Below are 15,837 nucleotides of genomic sequence, written 5' to 3'. Positions count from 1 at the left end.
AGTCCCAGAGTGTGATGGTATGATATATGAGAAGTTACCATTAAAGGAGAGTTGTGGTTACATGGGTGCGCCAGAACAACAGAGGAAGTAGCAAGAGCAATACAAAATAGTCAAGAGAGCATAGCAAAGCTTGCTGAGCACTATACCAAAGACCATTATAAAATGGAAAAAATGCTTATTCACTAAAGATGTCACAATGGGCCCAAAGCAGCCAAGATCAACGGTTTTAACCAATGAGGAGGAGGCTATAATCGTTGCTTTTCGTAAACATACGCTTCTTCCTTTGAACGACTGTCTTTACTCTTTGCGGGCAACAATCCCTAATTTAACTCGTTCTAGTTTGCATCGTTGTTTGCAAAGACACGGCAGTAACCGGTTGCCAGATGTTGAAAGAGAGGTAAAAGCCAAAAAGAAGTTCAAACAATATCCTATTGGTTATTTTCATATTGATATCGCTGAAGTTAAGACATAAGAAGGCAAATTACAGCTATTCGTTGCCATAGATAGAACGTCCAAATTTGCTTATGTTGAATTTCATAAAAGCGCTACAAAGACCGTAGTTGCTGAGTTTTTTCGCAATCTAATTAAAATTTTACCTTGTAAAATACATACAGTCCTTACTGACAATGGTATTCAATTCACCAACCAAGAGCGCCATAAATATGCTTTTAAACATATATTTGCCGACTTTTGAAGGAAATAATATCGAGCATAGGCTTACAAAAATCAGCCATCCTTGGACAAATGGCCAAGTTGAGTGTATGAACAGGACCATTAAAGATGCCACAGTTAAGAAATATTACCACAAGTCCCATAAGCAACTTAAAGAACACTTATACAACTTTGCTATGGCCTATAACTACGCAAAAGACTTAAAACTCTTAAAGGTCTGACTCCTTATGAGTTTATATGTAACCAGTGGACACTATCTACAGAATTATTTATACTTAATCCATGCCATCACACTCCGGGACTGTATATCTAAGTGAACTAGAGCGTGATTGGTCTAGGAAGGCTATGGAGAATATACACAACAAACCTGGTCAATTTTTATCATGTGTTAATAGCGAAAAGTTTAGTACATATCCAACTGTATTAAATATATAATTTTTCGATAAGTAATGCTTTGTGTTATTATTCATGCAATTATTGCACAGTTTTAGCATGAGAAACACTAAAAAACGCAAGCTTCATGACGCTCAATGAAAAAAGAGAAGCATTTACTTTAATAAGTACTATAGAATGGCAGAAAGTGTTTGGGTTCGCTACATCAGCTGATTATAACAAAAGCAGTAGCATAATCCTTATCATCACTGAGAGAAAGATGAATTGTAGAATTCTTATATATAAAATCTTTGCTAATTGTAATATGCGGCTTACCTCTTATATCACTGTATATTTCTATATCTCTCATTATAATGCCATTGCTGAACCCAGTGCCTAGTGCTTTAACAAAAGCTTCTTTTGCTGCAAAACGTTTGGCAAAATATTTTGCCCGCATTTCTTGACTATTATACTTTTCACTTGTTTTTATTTCTTGTTTGGTGTACATCCTACCCAAAAATTTTTCTCCGTATTTTTGTAATATCTTCAATATCCTTGGTATATACACTATGTCAGTACCGATGCCATGTATCATTTTGTATTAAAGTGATTTATTACTTCTTCAATCTTCATCTCTTTCACCTCACCTGTTGCTCTATTTTTCATTTCAACAAGATTTTCACTCGCTGCTTTCTTTCCAACAATTATTTGCCACGGCAGACCTATTAAGTCCATTCTAGCAAATTTTACTCCCGCGCTTTCTTCTGAGTCATCGTAAAGCACTTTATTGATGTTCAAAGATTCGTATATCTTATTTGCAATCTTTGTGCATTCCTCTCCTTTTGCTTGTAAGTTAATCAGCCCTATTTTAAAAGGAGCTATGGCTTCTGGCCAGATAATACCTTTATCATCATGAAAAGCTTCTATTATTGCACCGACAAGCCTTGAAACTCCAATACCATATGAACCCATGTGAATATTGACATTTTTTCCATCCTGAGAAGTAACACTTGCCTTCATAGGCTTTGAATATTTATCACCAAAATAAAAAATATGCCCTATTTCTATTCCTTTGCTAATTTTCAGTTGTTCTTCTGGTACATTGCAAGTTTTTGGATCGTGCATTTCATCTGCCACTGCATATATATTTTTCAAACTTTCAATATCTTCACTTTCCATCAGCTCGGAAAATTTATTATCGTAATACAAAGTGCTTTCACCTGTATTTGCCAATATATGAAATTCGTGACTTAAGTTTCCTCCAATTGGTCCAGTGTCCGCTCTCACTCCAATTGGAGTCAGTCCCATACGCTTGAAAATCTTAATATAAGTCTTATACATTAAATTGTATGAATTTATTGCACTTTCGTAATCCACATCAAAACTATATGCATCTTTCATCAGGAATTCTCTACCTCTCATAACACCATAACGTGGTCTCACCTCATCACGAAATTTCCACTGAATTTGATATAAACAAAGTGGTAAGCTCTTGTAGCTTTTTACCATGCCTCTAATCAAGTCAGTGACTACCTCTTCATGAGTTGGGCCAAAAAGCATATCGCTCTGGTGTCTATCTTTTATACGCAGCATTTCTTTACCGTAATCATCATAACGGCCTGACTCTTGCCAAAGACTTGCAGGTTGTATACAAGGCATTAATGTCTCAACAGCCCCTGATTTATTCATTTCATCCCTGATAATATCTTCAATATTTTTAAGCACTTGCATACCAAGTGGCAACCAAGAGTAAATACCAGACGCTGTTTGCTTTATTAAACCTGCACGCAGAGAATATTGATGAGAAATAATTTCAGCACCAACTGGAATCTCCTTCAAAGTTTGTAAGTAATACTGTGATAGGCGCATGATAATAATTCCAATTCATATTAAAAAACTCTAATGCAAATTGTTTTCCAGGTAAACTTATTTTAAAGATAAGGGAAGTGTGCTGCACTTCTCCCTATGTTGTACAATGAATCGCTTACTTATTTACGAGACCAATTTGAGTATTTTTTATCTCCTGGTGTTACTACATTTCCAAATATTGCACAGCGATTTTGAACAGAGAAAGTAGACGGATCTTGTGTCCCACTACTCACCTGATTCGTATCATTAACTGCTGTTTCAGGAAGAACTTGAGATGCAGCTTCAGGTTCCTGTTGCTTCATATCATCGCCAGAGGTATAACCACTTTCAGGGGTTTTGTTTCCTACTTTGGTTTTTATCGGAGACGTTTCACCTTCATAATCAATCCATTCTGATTCATCGTCAGAAGTGTTAGTACACATTACATTAGCCCGTGCTTGTAGGACTTTCTGCAACTCTTGCATATGACCATTTCCTTGCTCATTAGAACCATTGCTTGATTTCTTTGGTGCTTCCTTTGTGTCAGAAACTTGTTTCAATTTAACTCCTGTTTTTATTTGGTCAAATAAACAAGGAGGTCGATTATCGACGTTATTTGATGCCGCAGTCAAAGTAGAGGGATTCATACCTGTCAGCAGAGGAGGCAGAGGAGGCAGAGCACTGCCATTAAGTTAAGAGAAAAGGATGGACTATATTAATAAATCAAGTAAAATTCCTAAACTTAAAGGAAAAATAATATGAGTAAAAAAAACAATAATCGAATTCATAAAAAATAAATTGATAAGTTTAAACTTTATAAATGATCACAAAGTATCACCAAAAGACTTTCTACGAAAAAGAAAATTGCCTTTTATTGATGTATTCATTTTGATTTTCAGAAAAAGTGTGAAATCATTACAAGTGATGCTCAATGAATTTATTCTGTACACGATGAGAGATTATACAGTTACTGCAAGTGCTTTTACCCAAGTAAGACAGAAGCTAAAGTATACTGCATTTTCAGAACTTAATGATGATGTAGTTTCCCTATATTACCAGGATCAGGAGTTTAAAACTCACCATGGTTTCAGGGTACTTGCATTTGATGCTTCTATATTAATTCTACCAAAAAGTGATGAGGTAATAGAGTAGTTTGGCTTAAGAGCAGTATGGAATGGAGTTCAGAGGTTTGAAGATTATACAAGTGCAACCTTTGAAGCTTGTTATGATGTGCTAAATAATATTGCAATAAAATCGGTGTTAAGTAGAGGTGACAGTTATGAAGTTGATTTAGCAACCGATATGCTTGAAGGCCTCAGTTCAGATGACTTACTAATCTGTGATAGAGGGTATGTATCTTATCGATTTATTGCCGAGCTTACGGAAAGGAAAATTAATTATGTAATTCGTTGTCCAAGTTCATCTTTTAGTGAAGTAAACGATATGTTTAAGCCGGGCAGTCCCTCTAGTACAATAGCAGTAGCTACTGCACCTATTAAAGTGGCAAGGCAGCTAAGAAAGCTAGGATTACCTGATGAAATGGAATTTAGGCTAGTTAAAATCATACTTTCCTCTGGTGAAATTGAAGTGCTAATTACATCATTATTAGATGAGCAGCAATTTAAGGTTGAGGAATTTGAAGAGTTATACTACTTACGTTGGGGAATAGAAACATTTTTTTCTAAACTCAAAGGAAGGTTAGGCTTAGAGAATTTTACAGGTAAAAGTGTTGAAACTATTAAGCAGGATTTTTGGTCAACCATTTTTATTAGCAACCTAGAAAGTATTATGACAGAAGATGTAGAAGAGGCATTGAATGCAGACCTAGCTGATAGTAAGCTTGAAAAAAGCATTAATAAATCTGTTTCATTTAATGCAATTAAAAACTTAGCTTTCGATATTTTTTCTACAGAATCGGACATGGATTGCGTTATGGAGCAATTATCTAAGTTATTTTTAACAAACACTTTAGTTGTAAGGAAGGGGAGGAAAGTTGATCTTCATAAGATATCTGATGTTCGTTCACTCAATTACCAAAAAAGGGCTAGAAAACACGTATTTTGAATACTACCCTACTCATTTCTGAAAGACAGTATTCCTGGAGCAACTTTTGTCAAATCTTCTGTAAAATGACTTTTAAATAAGCTATTTCTTAACTAATTTACATCTAAGAGTTTATCTACTTTAAAGTTTGCTCTATTTTGTTTTAGCATTTGCCATAACTCCTTAATCACTACAAACTTTTTTGTTCAATTTTTAGCCATTCCTTCCTTAACTTAATGGCAGTGGAGTCTACACTTCCCCATCATACAGCGCTGGTAATGTTGGTTATGCTATAGGTTACCATTACACAGACAGCGTAAAAATTTCAGTTCAGTCTATGCTTTCACCTAAAGGTTTAGTTGAACAAAAATTGCAGGGGGGAATTTTAGTGAATTTACATTATCATTATGATTTGATAAACACAGATATCACTCCATATATTAGTGCTGGTGTAGGTTCTAATATAAATAAGGATGCTAATGGTCTAAAATATAGTTTCTCATATAAAATAAGTTCTGGTTTTAACCTTCCACTCTCTTCAACAACAAATGTTTTTGCTGGCTATAGTCTGTTGAAAGAATTTGGAGGGCATGACCATGGGCTAGAGTTCGGAATGAAGTTTAATTTGTAAGACCACAAGTAAATAGAAGCAAATTGCAATTTTTTTCAAATTAAAGCTTGAATTTTTGCTAGATAATTAATAAACTATATATATAGAGTTATTAGTTAGGTTGTTATGTTGACCCCAATGGCAAGCTTATGTGTTGATAGCAGCACTAATCTCATGCAATACATTGCTAAAGTGCAAAAGTTTCCTATGTTGTCTCAGGAGGAAGAAATACAACTAGCAAAGAATTGGCATCAGTATCAAGATGTTTCTTCTGCTCATAAACTAATTACTAGCCATTTGAATTTGGTAGTAAAAATTGCAATGAAGTTTAAAAATTATGGGTTGCTGCTAATGGACCTGGTCATGGAAGGAAATATGGGCCTAATGCATGCAGTAAAAAAGTTTAATCCTGATTTAGGGTTTCGCTTTTCAACTTATGCGGTGTGGTGGATTAAGGCTTCAATAAAAGATTTCGTATTGAAGTCTTGGTCATTTGTAAGAATAGGTACAACGCAAGCACAAAGGAGACTGTTTTTTAGTTTACGTAAAATAAAAAAAAGAATTTTGCAGTATACGGATAGAGAAATTTTAAGTAATGAAGAGATAAAAGCGATATCGAGCGAACTTTCTGTATCTGAAGAAGATGTTGTGCAAATGGCCTACCGTTTGGCTTCTAAGGATCAGTCACTAAACGACTGCGTAAGAATAGGTGATGACTCTGAAAAAGAGCTACAGGATATGATCCCATGTAACTCAGTAAGCCAAGAAATAGTTTGCCAAGATCACGAAGAAAAAGAATTAAAAGAAACGATTTTAAACAATGCATTAGCAAGTCTGAACGATAGGGCAAGGGATATCTTTATTAGCAGATATTTGTCTGGTAGTCCTCGCACTTTAGATGAGCTTAGTAAAAAATATTCTGTTTCAAGAGAAAGAATAAGACAGCTAGCTGAGCAGTCAATGGGAAAGGTAAAACAATATATACAGTCTGAAAGTTTGAAATTTGGTTTACATGCGTAGTGTTTTTCTATTTTTAATATTTTTTTCAGTCAGTACTTTTGCGTCGGTTGGCGATGTGCAATTAAAGGAAAAATATAAAGATTGGCTTGTGTATACTGCGCTGGAAGATGGGGAGAAGGTGTGTTACATTGTATCTTACCCTAAGAAAAAAAGCGAGCATTATACAACAAATCGCAAACCTTATGTCATGATCAGTTATGTTGATAAAAAAGCAGATGAAGTAAGTGTCACCTCTGGTTTTCAATATGATAAGGAGCCTGTGAATCTAAATATCGATAAAAGGATCAAATATACATTGTCCATAATACAGGGAAATTTTGCATGGGCAGAAAATATAAAAATAGACCAAGATCTAATTTTAAAGATGAAGCAAGGACTATCAATGGTGATTAATGGAAAAATAAAAGCAGCCACTATTGATGATACTTATTCTCTGCTTGGTTTTCAAAAAGCATATCAAAAAATGCATGATTTATGTCATAAGAATTAGAACCCGTCTTTCTTCGCGTGACTCCTTTACCTTCGGATATGGATTGCTAGAACGGATAGGCGAGAACGGCAACGAAATTGCCATCAGAAATCGAATTTCGAAAGAAGCTTACTATTATTTTCAATTAGATGTGGTACGATAATAAGCCGAATAAGGAAATTCTTTATATGATAGTATTGATAACAAATGACGACGGTTTTGAAAGTGAAGGAATAAAGTTACTGAAAGAGATTGCATCAGATCTTGCAACCGAAATATGGGTAGTAGCACCGGATACCGACAGGAGCGGAGCAGCAAGATCTCTTGATTATCCAGTGAAGCAATCTATTCGAATAAACCAACATAGTGAAAGAGAGTTTAGTGTTTCTGGCACTCCTGCAGATTGTGTCATTATTGCACTCAATAAGATTATGGATAAAAAGCCAGATTTAATATTGTCTGGAATAAATATCGGATCAAACGTTGGGGATGATGTTTGCTATTCAGGCACTATTGGTGCTGCAATGGAAGGCGCTGCAAGATCTATACCGTCTATTGCACTAAGTCAAGTGTATCATAATGAGATAAGCTGGGACAATACAAATATTTTTGCACAAAAAGTTATTGCCAAGCTAGTCGAGGTTAGTTGGCCTAAAAACATCGTAATGAGTGTAAATTTCCCTGCTACAGAAAAAGTCAAAGGAGTAAAATTTGCTGAGCAAGGAGAGTATGACATTGATGGTGATTTAACTTTTACTGAAAATTCTAATGGATCTTTTAATTTAAATTGGTCTCGGGAGCACTCTGGAAGTGGGAGTATTGGTAAAATCAAAAAGGGATTTATTACTATCACTCCAGTAAAATTAGATTTTACAGATTATTATACACTAAGTACTATGAAAAATTCTTATGCAGACAAGTTTTCTTCTATAATAGACAATTAACCAAAAAAAGAGCAAAAATCAAGAGCTAGCCATCCAAAAAGCCTACTATTTCCCGCACTTCCTTTGTTGGCTGATCCATAGTTGTTTTTTTGGTCTTGTTAATATTAAATTAACTTGACTTGTGAGCAGTTATTGATATAATTTAGGTAAAGTATGTGGCCCGTATAATGATTGGGTTTAACACGCTCTAAAAACTTAGCTCAGCTTAATTTATTACTTATAGTCACATTTTGGGTGAGCAGGCATCAATTAAAATTTTTGGAGGACTATGACGACAATCAATGAAGATGTTTTGGCAAATGAAAAAAAAACTACAGCTAGACGTGAATCAATAAAGAAAAGTGAACAGATTTCCAATAACGATATGACAAAACAAATAGTACATGAAGGTGCAGAGGAAAATAAAAAAACATTAGATCTGAGCGAGTTAAAAAGAAAAACAGTGGAAGAGCTGTTAGAATTGACTGAAGAAAGAAAAATTTCATCTAACGGCAAGAGTAATGGCCGAATGCTGAAACAGGAAATGATATTCAGCTTAATGAAAAAAATGAGCGAAGAAGGAGGCATTACTACAGGAAGTGGAGTAGTGGAAATATTACCCGATGGTTTTGGTTTTTTACGCTCAGCAAGTGCAAATTATGCTCCCAGTACCGATGATGTTTATGTTTCCAATGGGCAAATAAAGAAATTTAGTTTACGTACAGGAGATATAGTATGCGGAGAATTAAGGCCACCTGGTGATAAAGAAAGGTATTTTACTTTAACTAAGGTTCAAAGTATAAACTCTACTGAGATAAATGAATTAAGGAAATACGGTCATTTTGATAATTTGCTTCCTCTTTATCCTGAAAAAAGTCTAATCCTTGAAAACAACAACAGTGGTGATAGCAAAAAAGATATAAACATGCGCGCTATAGATATAGTTGCGCCCCTTGGCCTGGGGCAAAGAGCATTAATAGTTGCTCCACCTCGTACGGGAAAAACAATATTGCTTCAGCAAATGGCTCATTCTATAGCTATAAATCATCCTGAAGTAGAATTAATAGTATTACTTATAGATGAAAGACCTGAAGAAGTAACAGATATGATGCGCTCTGTAAGGGGTGAGGTAGTAAGCTCTACATTTGATGAACCTGCCTACCGTCACGTACAGCTTGCTGAAATAGTGATAGAAAAAGCTAAAAGAATGGTTGAGCATAAAAAAGATGTGGTAATTTTGCTTGACTCTATAACTCGTCTTGCACGTGCTTATAATGCAGTTATTCCTTCATCTGGAAAAGTGTTAACTGGTGGTGTAGATTCAAATGCACTACAAAGGCCAAAACGTTTTTTTGGAGCAGCACGTAATATTGAAAATGGAGGATCTTTGACAATAATTGCTACAGCTCTAATAGAAACTGGTTCAAAAATGGACGAGGTTATTTTTGAAGAATTTAAAGGTACGGGTAATGCTGAGATCATACTTGATAGAAAACTTGCTGATAAGCGAATATTTCCGGCTATTGATATTACAAAATCTGGAACTAGAAAAGAAGAGTTATTAATTGATAAGGCTATACTAAATAAAATATGGGTACTACGCAGAATACTTAACCCTATGGGATCTATCGAAGCAATGGAGTTTTTACATGATAAATTGCTTTTGACAAAGAGTAACGCTGACTTTTTTAACTCTATGAATAGCTAGTATAGAATAGAGATAAGGTTTCCTGTTGTTATATCACGATTCGTTCCGCTATCAGCTCTAAATAAATTTTGAAAGAGGGTCAGTACTCTCTTGTTTGATTTTTATACCATATACTGCTTTATAGCCAAAAAATATCGTGATTTTTTCTATGATGAGAGAAATCATATGCTGAATTTCCAATGCTTTACTACCATTTGTGACTGTAAGGTGTAATACACCAGAATTTATATTTTGTGCGTACGAGATCTTTTTTGGTTTTGTACACTCTGCAATTTCCGCTCCAACTATATTTCTCCAGTTTAAAATAAGACGTATTTCATTTTTGCTGATCTTATTTTTCATGCATTTGAGTGCATAATTTTCTATTATAGACTTTAATTTTTTTGGTCCGCTTGTTTTGAGCATTTTTCTATTATTGATCAGATTCTTCCATAACCACGAGATAATGAGATGGATATTTTTTATAAGCCCCAGTAACTGCATCAACAGCAAAACCAGGCCACCATAGTATATTAAACAAAGCAACCTTATTAAAACTTTCACCTACCATAACATCTAATCTTCTGTAACCTGCCTTTCTGCAATCAACAGACAATAAGCCAGAACCTCGTTGAACAATTACTTCGCCGGGGTTAGAAGGAAGAAAGTGACTTACTCCAGATGGATTGTGTATAACGCACCTAACTCCTTCAACTAAATTATCTCTATTATCAACCACTTTAATTCTTATTTCCTGAGTAGAACCAGAAAAAATCGTTGCAAAGCAACCAGAAAATAAACTGGTTACAGATAATATTAAACAAACATTGCGTAATTTGAAAGACATAAAACATCCAATATTGTAATTTCACAACATAAATAATCAATTTTTTCGTGTTATCCAGTATACACTTTCCTGGTATTAAAGCAGCCCTTCCCTTGTCATCCCAGTACTTGATACTGGGATCCAGATTTTTCCACTTGATCCTGTGGTGAAGCTATAGGATGTTAGCTATAGCTAATCGAACAACAACAAAACCCTCCAGCCTCACACCGTAAAAAGCAGTATTTTATGCAAAATCTATATTAACATGGCACTTATCAGACAGATCAAAATCGTTCCATTCACCAAATTTCAGTGTGTTAGGTGTAGCGGTAAGCTCTGTAGTAAACCAACCACTATCCTTTTCTGTGATTTTTGGACTTGTTACTGTTATATCAATCTCTGCACCTTTTTTATGATATTTGTGACTTGTTCCTTTAACTTTTACGCCTTCAATTTTAAAGCAATTGTCTGGCCTTTCTAAGCATAACTCTAATGTTCCAACAGTGTGCTTTCCGGTTGCTGCGTCTTTTCCTTCGTTATCTAGAATGCCTTTATAATCCTGTCCTGCAAATACTAATTTCTTAATGTGTATATTGGGAATGTTCCCTGCGGTATCAGAAGGGAACTCATTTATCACTGTTTGTGTAGCACCATCTACTATACTCATACCAATAAGCTTTTTTAATTCAATTTTTGCTGCCATCTTTGCTCCGTAATTAATTGATTTCTACCTGGTTTTAATTGAAATTGTTTAAGTTATTGTTAACCCGAGTGAACTTTAAATTGGATTCAAAAAATAGCATGAGATATTTATTTTCTATTAACACGCGATTCTTCTATTTACAGTAGAAATCACATTCGATGGTACGCCAAATAGTATGGTTTATAATTTAACTATATTATTTAATTAATGGAGTTAATATGTTTGGTACATCTAAGGAAAAAGAAGTAATTAAAACAAATCAAGATATTACAGCAACATCTACCACTGAAATTGACCAGGTTGTGGTAGAAGATATAAGTGTAGATATGCTAATGAAGACAAAGTTAGACCTCTCACATAGATTAGAACATAGTCTTAAAACTTCCTTATCTCGAATTCGTAGTTCTATGACCGATACTTGGTATCGCATAAAAGCAGTTGTGTTAAAAGTCAATAGAAAAATGAAAAATACTGAAAATAATTTTCACTTATTTTAAAGGTATAAAAAGATGTTGCCAAAAATCTTAAAGAATTTTAACGTATTCGTTGATGGTCGTGGTTATGCTGGTCGTATCGATGAGATCACTCTGCCAAAACTTACCATTAAAACAGAGGAGTATAGAGCTGGTGGAATGGATATTCCTATAAGCATTGACATGGGCATGGAAAAGCTTGAAGCTGAGTTTACTTTTTCTGAATATGATACAGAGCTATTTAGACTCTTCGGTTTAATAGATGGAAACTCAGTATCTTTAACGCTTCGTGGAGGAATGCAAGGAAGTGGTAATAATGATATTGAAGCAGTGGTGATAAATCTTAGGGGAATATTCAGAGAATTTGATTTTGGTAGCTGGAAACCTGCTGAAAAAACCACTCTTAAATGCACTGTGGCTGCTCACTATTATAAACTCACTATCAGTGGTAATGAGCTTATCGAGATTGATGCCGAGAATATGATTCGGAGGATTAACGGTGTTGATCAGATGGCCTTACTGCAGACAGTTTTAGGTATTTAAGTTGTAATTCTTAGCTCAAATTCTTTTAATTAGTGTGGATGTGTATAAGTGCTTTAAGTCTGTGTAAGCGCACTTATCCACAACCACACTAATTTGCTAATATTTAGATCTAAGCAGACTTAGGGATGTATTCCTCGGTAAAAACCCTTCCATCTCTTACTAAAGAGTTAGCAAGTATAAGAAATTTTCTCATTGCAGCAGTAGAAGCAACCTTATATGGCTTTTTATATTGATCATACAATCTATCAAAGAAAATTTTTATATAAGAATTCCATTCCCTAGCAAATCTTTCATTATTGCCTGTCTTTGTTGCACCAGTACTTCCTGCGCCACCTTGTACCATCTTCAACTCCATTCATTGTAAATATGCTTAATTATATATAATAATTGTTAATTATATTATAATTAATATGAAATATATAATTTCTTATCTGCTTAGCAGAGTGGGAAGAAGTAAGTAGTAAGTAACCGTTTACATCGGGAGAGTAGACTGGTGGGGAAGTTCCACCGGTCTACTCTCCCCTGAATTAATATAGTCCTCATAATAACTTGTATGTTCTTAAATCCATAAATTAGTCTTTTGAAACGTTTAACTGTATCAAGCTCGGTAATTTGGAAAATACTATTGACATCTTATGGTAAATTATATTACATTCCTCATTTAATAAACGAGGTGATGTATTATGTGTAAAGATAAATTAAAAGGGTTAGCGGCAGCATTGGGAATTGGTGTTGTGGTAGGGACCTTTTCATGGTGTTTGGTGAGCTTTACAGGTCCATATACAATCGCTAGTGCAATTACTGGTGGGGCTATTGGCACTTTAATGACAATGTTGATTATGTCCAGCATTACAGAAAATACTACTGATACAGAGAAAGATTGGTTCGCCTTTGCTGGAATTGTAATAATGATTCTTGCCTTTGGAACGGCAGTTATTCTCAATCAAATTGCAAATGCTGTCTTTCCTAATGCTACGTTATCAGGGTGGCCAGGAGCTTTAACATCTGCAGCAATAGGTGCTATAACAATGTTAGCAGCGCTTTTCATGGAATACTTAGTTGAAAAAGCAATTGACCGTTTGTATCCAGAAAAAGAGCACCCAGACTCGTTAAGCGAAGTAAGAGTGCAGGCTACTAATATTTCTCCCATCAAGTAGTAAGCTAGTTCAGAACAAATGTTAAGCTCCACTCTGACCTTACCAAGAAAAAGTAGAAATGAGCAGTACGAAGTTTGTTGCTATAACCATCATTGTCGTATAGATTATACTTATAAGTTAAATTAAAGGAAGATTATGAGTGGAGAAATAGTAAAGCATTTAAATAAATTATTGACAAATGAATTGACTTCTGTGCGTCAGTATCTTTTGCATTTTTCGATTTTCCAAAACAATGGAATTAATAGATTTGCAGAAAAGATGAAAAATGAACTCACTGAAGAGCTTGAACATGTAAGTAAATTGGCGCAAAGAATTTTCTTGCTCAAAGGTATACCAAATTTTCAGGATACAAATGAAATATCAAAGTATGATGGAAAATTTACAAAAAATACGATAAAAGAAGTATTAGAGGCTAATTTAAAATTAGAGGAAAAAGGTATAGAAGACATCAGAGAGGCAATTTCTGCTGCTGAAAAAGAAAAGGATTTTGTGAGTGTGATGTTACTTGAAGAGCTGCTCAAAAATGAAGAAGAGCATTTCCATTGGATTGAGCAACAGATTGATATTATTGGACTAATGGGTGTTGAAAATTATTTAAGAAAACAAATATAGAGTGCTAAAGAAAACGATCTTTATTTTTATTATACCTTGCTTGCTCTTTTTTTTACTAGGGTTATGGCAGTTGTTTAGGCTGAACTGGAAGAATAATATTATCAAAAGCATGAGACTTCCAGTTGTGTATCTTTCACGCGATAATGATCTTAAAAAATTCAATTATAGGCACGTCAAAATTGATGGAGTGTTAAGTGACATAGAACTATATGTTTTTGCTGGGCAACGAGGGTATCATGTTCTGTCACCTATGCTACTTAATACTGGACATTACATGCTAGTAAATAAAGGAATAATCAGCGAAAAAAAAGAAAGGGAAGCAAAAGAAACAAAAATTGAAAAAGTAATTGTAAGTGGAACTTTATATTGCGACAGCAATAAAAGCAAAAGTTGGTTTATCAAAAACGATACCTCTTCCAATATGTGGTTTACCTTGAGTACAGAAGAAATTTCTAACGAACTCAATATTAAACTAGAGAAGTGCATACTATGGCAGGAGGATCTCGGCGGTAAATTAACTATAGAACCATTAAAGCATTTGGAATATGCAATAACTTGGTTTGCACTCTCCTTAATTTTGTCAATTATGTGTGTAGTCTATTACAGGCAAAACCTAAGTATTCATTCGGGTGGTAGCAAAAGTAAGTAGACATGGCATGCTAAACTGAATTGTTCTGACTTCTGCAATATCAATATGTAAATAGCCTATGAGATATTATTTGAATTTCTTTCTTTTTTTCTTTGCTCATGGAGTCCTTTTTATATTCCTTGCCCTACACTTACAGGTGTAACTTCAGGTTTGTCAGCATGCTGCTGCGGCTTTTCTTGAATAAAATCTCCATAAAGCAGTCTAATAACAAGAAGAGCTAATGGCATAAATATTCTACAAGGATCATACCATGCAAGCTCTCCTTCATAGCTAAATTTTGCATCTTGTTCATATAAACGCTTAATGCAGTGTTTGCTGTACAGTTCAGATGCTTCTATGAAAGTTTTAAGTAAAACAAGAAGCAATAAGTCCAATGCTAAATTTGCTACCAATATTGCTCCATATTGAGCAGACCATCCATTTTGTGCTACTTCTGATACTAAACTGCATACAGCAAATATTGATGCAATACAAATCACACAGTTGTTAACTGCATTAAGATCATTCATTCTTCTATTCAAATTATCATTATTTTCTTCTAGTGAGCCTCCTTCCTTCGCTTTTTTATAAGCTATGGCAAAAACTACGCATGAGGATAAAATAAATAACCATGGCCAAATCCCTGTGGTAAATGCATAAAATTGATAAGCAATATTTTGCACTGAACCATTAGCAGCAAGTTGAAATAAACAAAATTCAACTTCTGATACTGGATTAAGCACTATACTTACTAACGTAAAACATAATAATGCTCTAATTAAAACAGTACGTCTATGTGATAATATTTCCTCTGTTTTTGTTTGATTTTCCCATTGTTCTGTTGAGGTAGTGAAATGCTGTCCTTCTTCTAAATTTTTTAAATTATCAAGAGATTCTTCTAGCTTTTTTTTATCTGCACTAAGTTTCTTAAATTCCTCCTCAGCTATCTTTTTCTTAACTGCATCATTTTCTTTATCAGGGTGGCACTTGCGTGACAATGTTCTAAAACGTTTACCAACCAGATCAAGTATCTCATCAAATTCGTGACTGATTACTTCTTTTTGTATTGTTTTTTCGTCAATTCCTAAACTTGAAAATAAATCCAGTAAACGGAAAGATTTACCTCCACAGTAATAAACATGATAGAGTTGCCCTCTTGTTAAAAATTTACCCATTAACTTTATCTATTTCATAATTATTAATAAAGTATAACTAATTGTAGTGTAAATAGCAAGTTAGCGTACAAGCAAG

General features: G+C 34.4%; 18 protein-coding genes and 2 pseudogenes. 12 read left to right on the top strand and 8 right to left on the bottom strand.

The features are described from left to right. Nucleotides 1-51: 51 nt before the first annotated feature. Nucleotides 52-985: pseudogene (locus AAGD89_RS04485) on the top strand (IS481 family transposase). A 285-nt stretch (nucleotides 986-1,270) separates the two neighbouring features. On the opposite strand, the gene AAGD89_RS04480 reads toward AAGD89_RS04485, so the two are convergent. From AAGD89_RS04480 to AAGD89_RS04470, 3 genes are all read right to left on the bottom strand, one after another. Next, nucleotides 1,271-1,639: a holo-[acyl-carrier-protein] synthase gene (locus AAGD89_RS04480; RefSeq protein WP_341807914.1), complete on the bottom strand. Its 369-nt coding sequence runs from the start codon at nucleotides 1,637-1,639 to the stop codon at nucleotides 1,271-1,273. After that, nucleotides 1,636-2,913, bottom strand: coding sequence for a proline--tRNA ligase (gene proS, locus AAGD89_RS04475; RefSeq protein WP_341807913.1), 1,278 nt, complete (start codon nucleotides 2,911-2,913; stop codon nucleotides 1,636-1,638). Before proS ends, AAGD89_RS04480 begins: the two co-directional genes overlap by 4 nt. A 119-nt stretch (nucleotides 2,914-3,032) precedes the next feature. After that, the gene (locus tag AAGD89_RS04470) at nucleotides 3,033-3,539 is read right to left on the bottom strand and encodes a hypothetical protein (protein WP_341807912.1); all 507 of its coding nucleotides are present in this window, start codon (nucleotides 3,537-3,539) and stop codon (nucleotides 3,033-3,035) included. Between the two features lie 130 nt (nucleotides 3,540-3,669). Here AAGD89_RS04470 and AAGD89_RS04465 point away from each other — a divergent pair. The 6 genes and pseudogenes from AAGD89_RS04465 (at nucleotide 3,670) to rho (ending at nucleotide 9,665) form a co-directional block, all read left to right on the top strand. After that, nucleotides 3,670-4,956: pseudogene (locus AAGD89_RS04465) on the top strand (IS4 family transposase). A gap of 316 nt (nucleotides 4,957-5,272) precedes the next feature. Further along, the gene (locus AAGD89_RS04460) at nucleotides 5,273-5,566 is read left to right on the top strand and encodes a P44/Msp2 family outer membrane protein (RefSeq protein WP_341807911.1); all 294 of its coding nucleotides are present in this window, start codon (nucleotides 5,273-5,275) and stop codon (nucleotides 5,564-5,566) included. A gap of 105 nt (nucleotides 5,567-5,671) precedes the next feature. Beyond that, nucleotides 5,672-6,565, top strand: coding sequence for an RNA polymerase factor sigma-32 (locus tag AAGD89_RS04455; RefSeq protein ID WP_341807910.1), 894 nt, complete (start codon nucleotides 5,672-5,674; stop codon nucleotides 6,563-6,565). Continuing rightward, nucleotides 6,558-7,055, top strand: a complete 498-nt coding sequence (locus AAGD89_RS04450; RefSeq protein WP_341808924.1) for an invasion associated locus B family protein — start codon at nucleotides 6,558-6,560, stop codon at nucleotides 7,053-7,055. Before AAGD89_RS04455 ends, AAGD89_RS04450 begins: the two co-directional genes overlap by 8 nt. Before the next feature lie 167 nt (nucleotides 7,056-7,222). Next, nucleotides 7,223-7,978: a 5'/3'-nucleotidase SurE gene (gene surE / locus AAGD89_RS04445; protein ID WP_341808923.1), complete on the top strand. Its 756-nt coding sequence runs from the start codon at nucleotides 7,223-7,225 to the stop codon at nucleotides 7,976-7,978. Between the two features lie 268 nt (nucleotides 7,979-8,246). Further along, the gene (gene rho / locus AAGD89_RS04440) at nucleotides 8,247-9,665 is read left to right on the top strand and encodes a transcription termination factor Rho (RefSeq protein WP_341807909.1); all 1,419 of its coding nucleotides are present in this window, start codon (nucleotides 8,247-8,249) and stop codon (nucleotides 9,663-9,665) included. Nucleotides 9,666-9,722: 57 nt separating this feature from the next. Here rho and AAGD89_RS04435 read toward each other — a convergent pair whose 3' ends face one another. The 3 genes from AAGD89_RS04435 to AAGD89_RS04425 all read right to left on the bottom strand — a co-directional run bounded on the left by AAGD89_RS04435 (nucleotide 9,723) and on the right by AAGD89_RS04425 (nucleotide 11,173). After that, nucleotides 9,723-10,070, bottom strand: coding sequence for a DUF721 domain-containing protein (locus AAGD89_RS04435; protein WP_341807908.1), 348 nt, complete (start codon nucleotides 10,068-10,070; stop codon nucleotides 9,723-9,725). A 7-nt stretch (nucleotides 10,071-10,077) separates the two neighbouring features. Next, on the bottom strand, nucleotides 10,078-10,491 hold the full coding sequence (locus AAGD89_RS04430; RefSeq protein WP_341807907.1) for a hypothetical protein: 414 nt from the start codon (nucleotides 10,489-10,491) through the stop codon (nucleotides 10,078-10,080). Between the two features lie 223 nt (nucleotides 10,492-10,714). After that, nucleotides 10,715-11,173 carry a hypothetical protein gene (locus AAGD89_RS04425; RefSeq protein ID WP_341807906.1) on the bottom strand — a complete coding sequence of 153 codons (459 nt, stop codon included), beginning with the start codon at nucleotides 11,171-11,173 and terminating at the stop codon, nucleotides 10,715-10,717. Between the two features lie 218 nt (nucleotides 11,174-11,391). Between AAGD89_RS04425 and AAGD89_RS04420 the strand changes: the two genes are divergently transcribed. Both AAGD89_RS04420 and AAGD89_RS04415 read left to right on the top strand, forming a co-directional pair. Further along, complete coding sequence (locus AAGD89_RS04420; RefSeq protein WP_341807905.1) at nucleotides 11,392-11,670, top strand: hypothetical protein; 279 nt, start codon at nucleotides 11,392-11,394, stop codon at nucleotides 11,668-11,670. Between the two features lie 12 nt (nucleotides 11,671-11,682). Further along, nucleotides 11,683-12,189 (top strand): phage major tail tube protein, encoded by a 507-nt coding sequence (locus AAGD89_RS04415; RefSeq protein ID WP_341807904.1) that lies wholly within the window; start codon nucleotides 11,683-11,685, stop codon nucleotides 12,187-12,189. Between the two features lie 109 nt (nucleotides 12,190-12,298). On the opposite strand, the gene AAGD89_RS04410 is transcribed toward AAGD89_RS04415, so the two are convergent. After that, entirely contained in the window at nucleotides 12,299-12,532 is a 234-nt protein-coding gene (locus AAGD89_RS04410; RefSeq protein ID WP_341807903.1) for a hypothetical protein, read from the bottom strand. Between the two features lie 340 nt (nucleotides 12,533-12,872). Here AAGD89_RS04410 and AAGD89_RS04405 point away from each other — a divergent pair, with 340 nt between their 5' ends. From AAGD89_RS04405 to AAGD89_RS04395, 3 genes are all read left to right on the top strand, one after another. Further along, entirely contained in the window at nucleotides 12,873-13,346 is a 474-nt protein-coding gene (locus AAGD89_RS04405; RefSeq protein ID WP_341807902.1) for a hypothetical protein, read from the top strand. A 135-nt stretch (nucleotides 13,347-13,481) separates the two neighbouring features. Continuing rightward, nucleotides 13,482-13,958, top strand: coding sequence for a bacterioferritin (gene bfr / locus AAGD89_RS04400; RefSeq protein ID WP_341807901.1), 477 nt, complete (start codon nucleotides 13,482-13,484; stop codon nucleotides 13,956-13,958). A gap of 1 nt (nucleotide 13,959) precedes the next feature. Next, the gene (locus AAGD89_RS04395) at nucleotides 13,960-14,607 is read left to right on the top strand and encodes an SURF1 family protein (RefSeq protein ID WP_341807900.1); all 648 of its coding nucleotides are present in this window, start codon (nucleotides 13,960-13,962) and stop codon (nucleotides 14,605-14,607) included. Between the two features lie 110 nt (nucleotides 14,608-14,717). Here the strand turns inward: AAGD89_RS04395 and AAGD89_RS04390 are convergent, their stop codons facing one another. After that, nucleotides 14,718-15,761 carry a molecular chaperone DnaJ gene (locus tag AAGD89_RS04390; RefSeq protein ID WP_341807899.1) on the bottom strand — a complete coding sequence of 348 codons (1,044 nt, stop codon included), beginning with the start codon at nucleotides 15,759-15,761 and terminating at the stop codon, nucleotides 14,718-14,720. Nucleotides 15,762-15,837 lie beyond the last annotated feature (76 nt).

This window comes from Wolbachia endosymbiont (group E) of Neria commutata (assembly GCF_964026735.1).
Taxonomy (GTDB): Bacteria; Pseudomonadota; Alphaproteobacteria; order Rickettsiales; family Anaplasmataceae; genus Wolbachia.
This window is presented reverse-complemented; position numbering and strand designations above follow the sequence as displayed.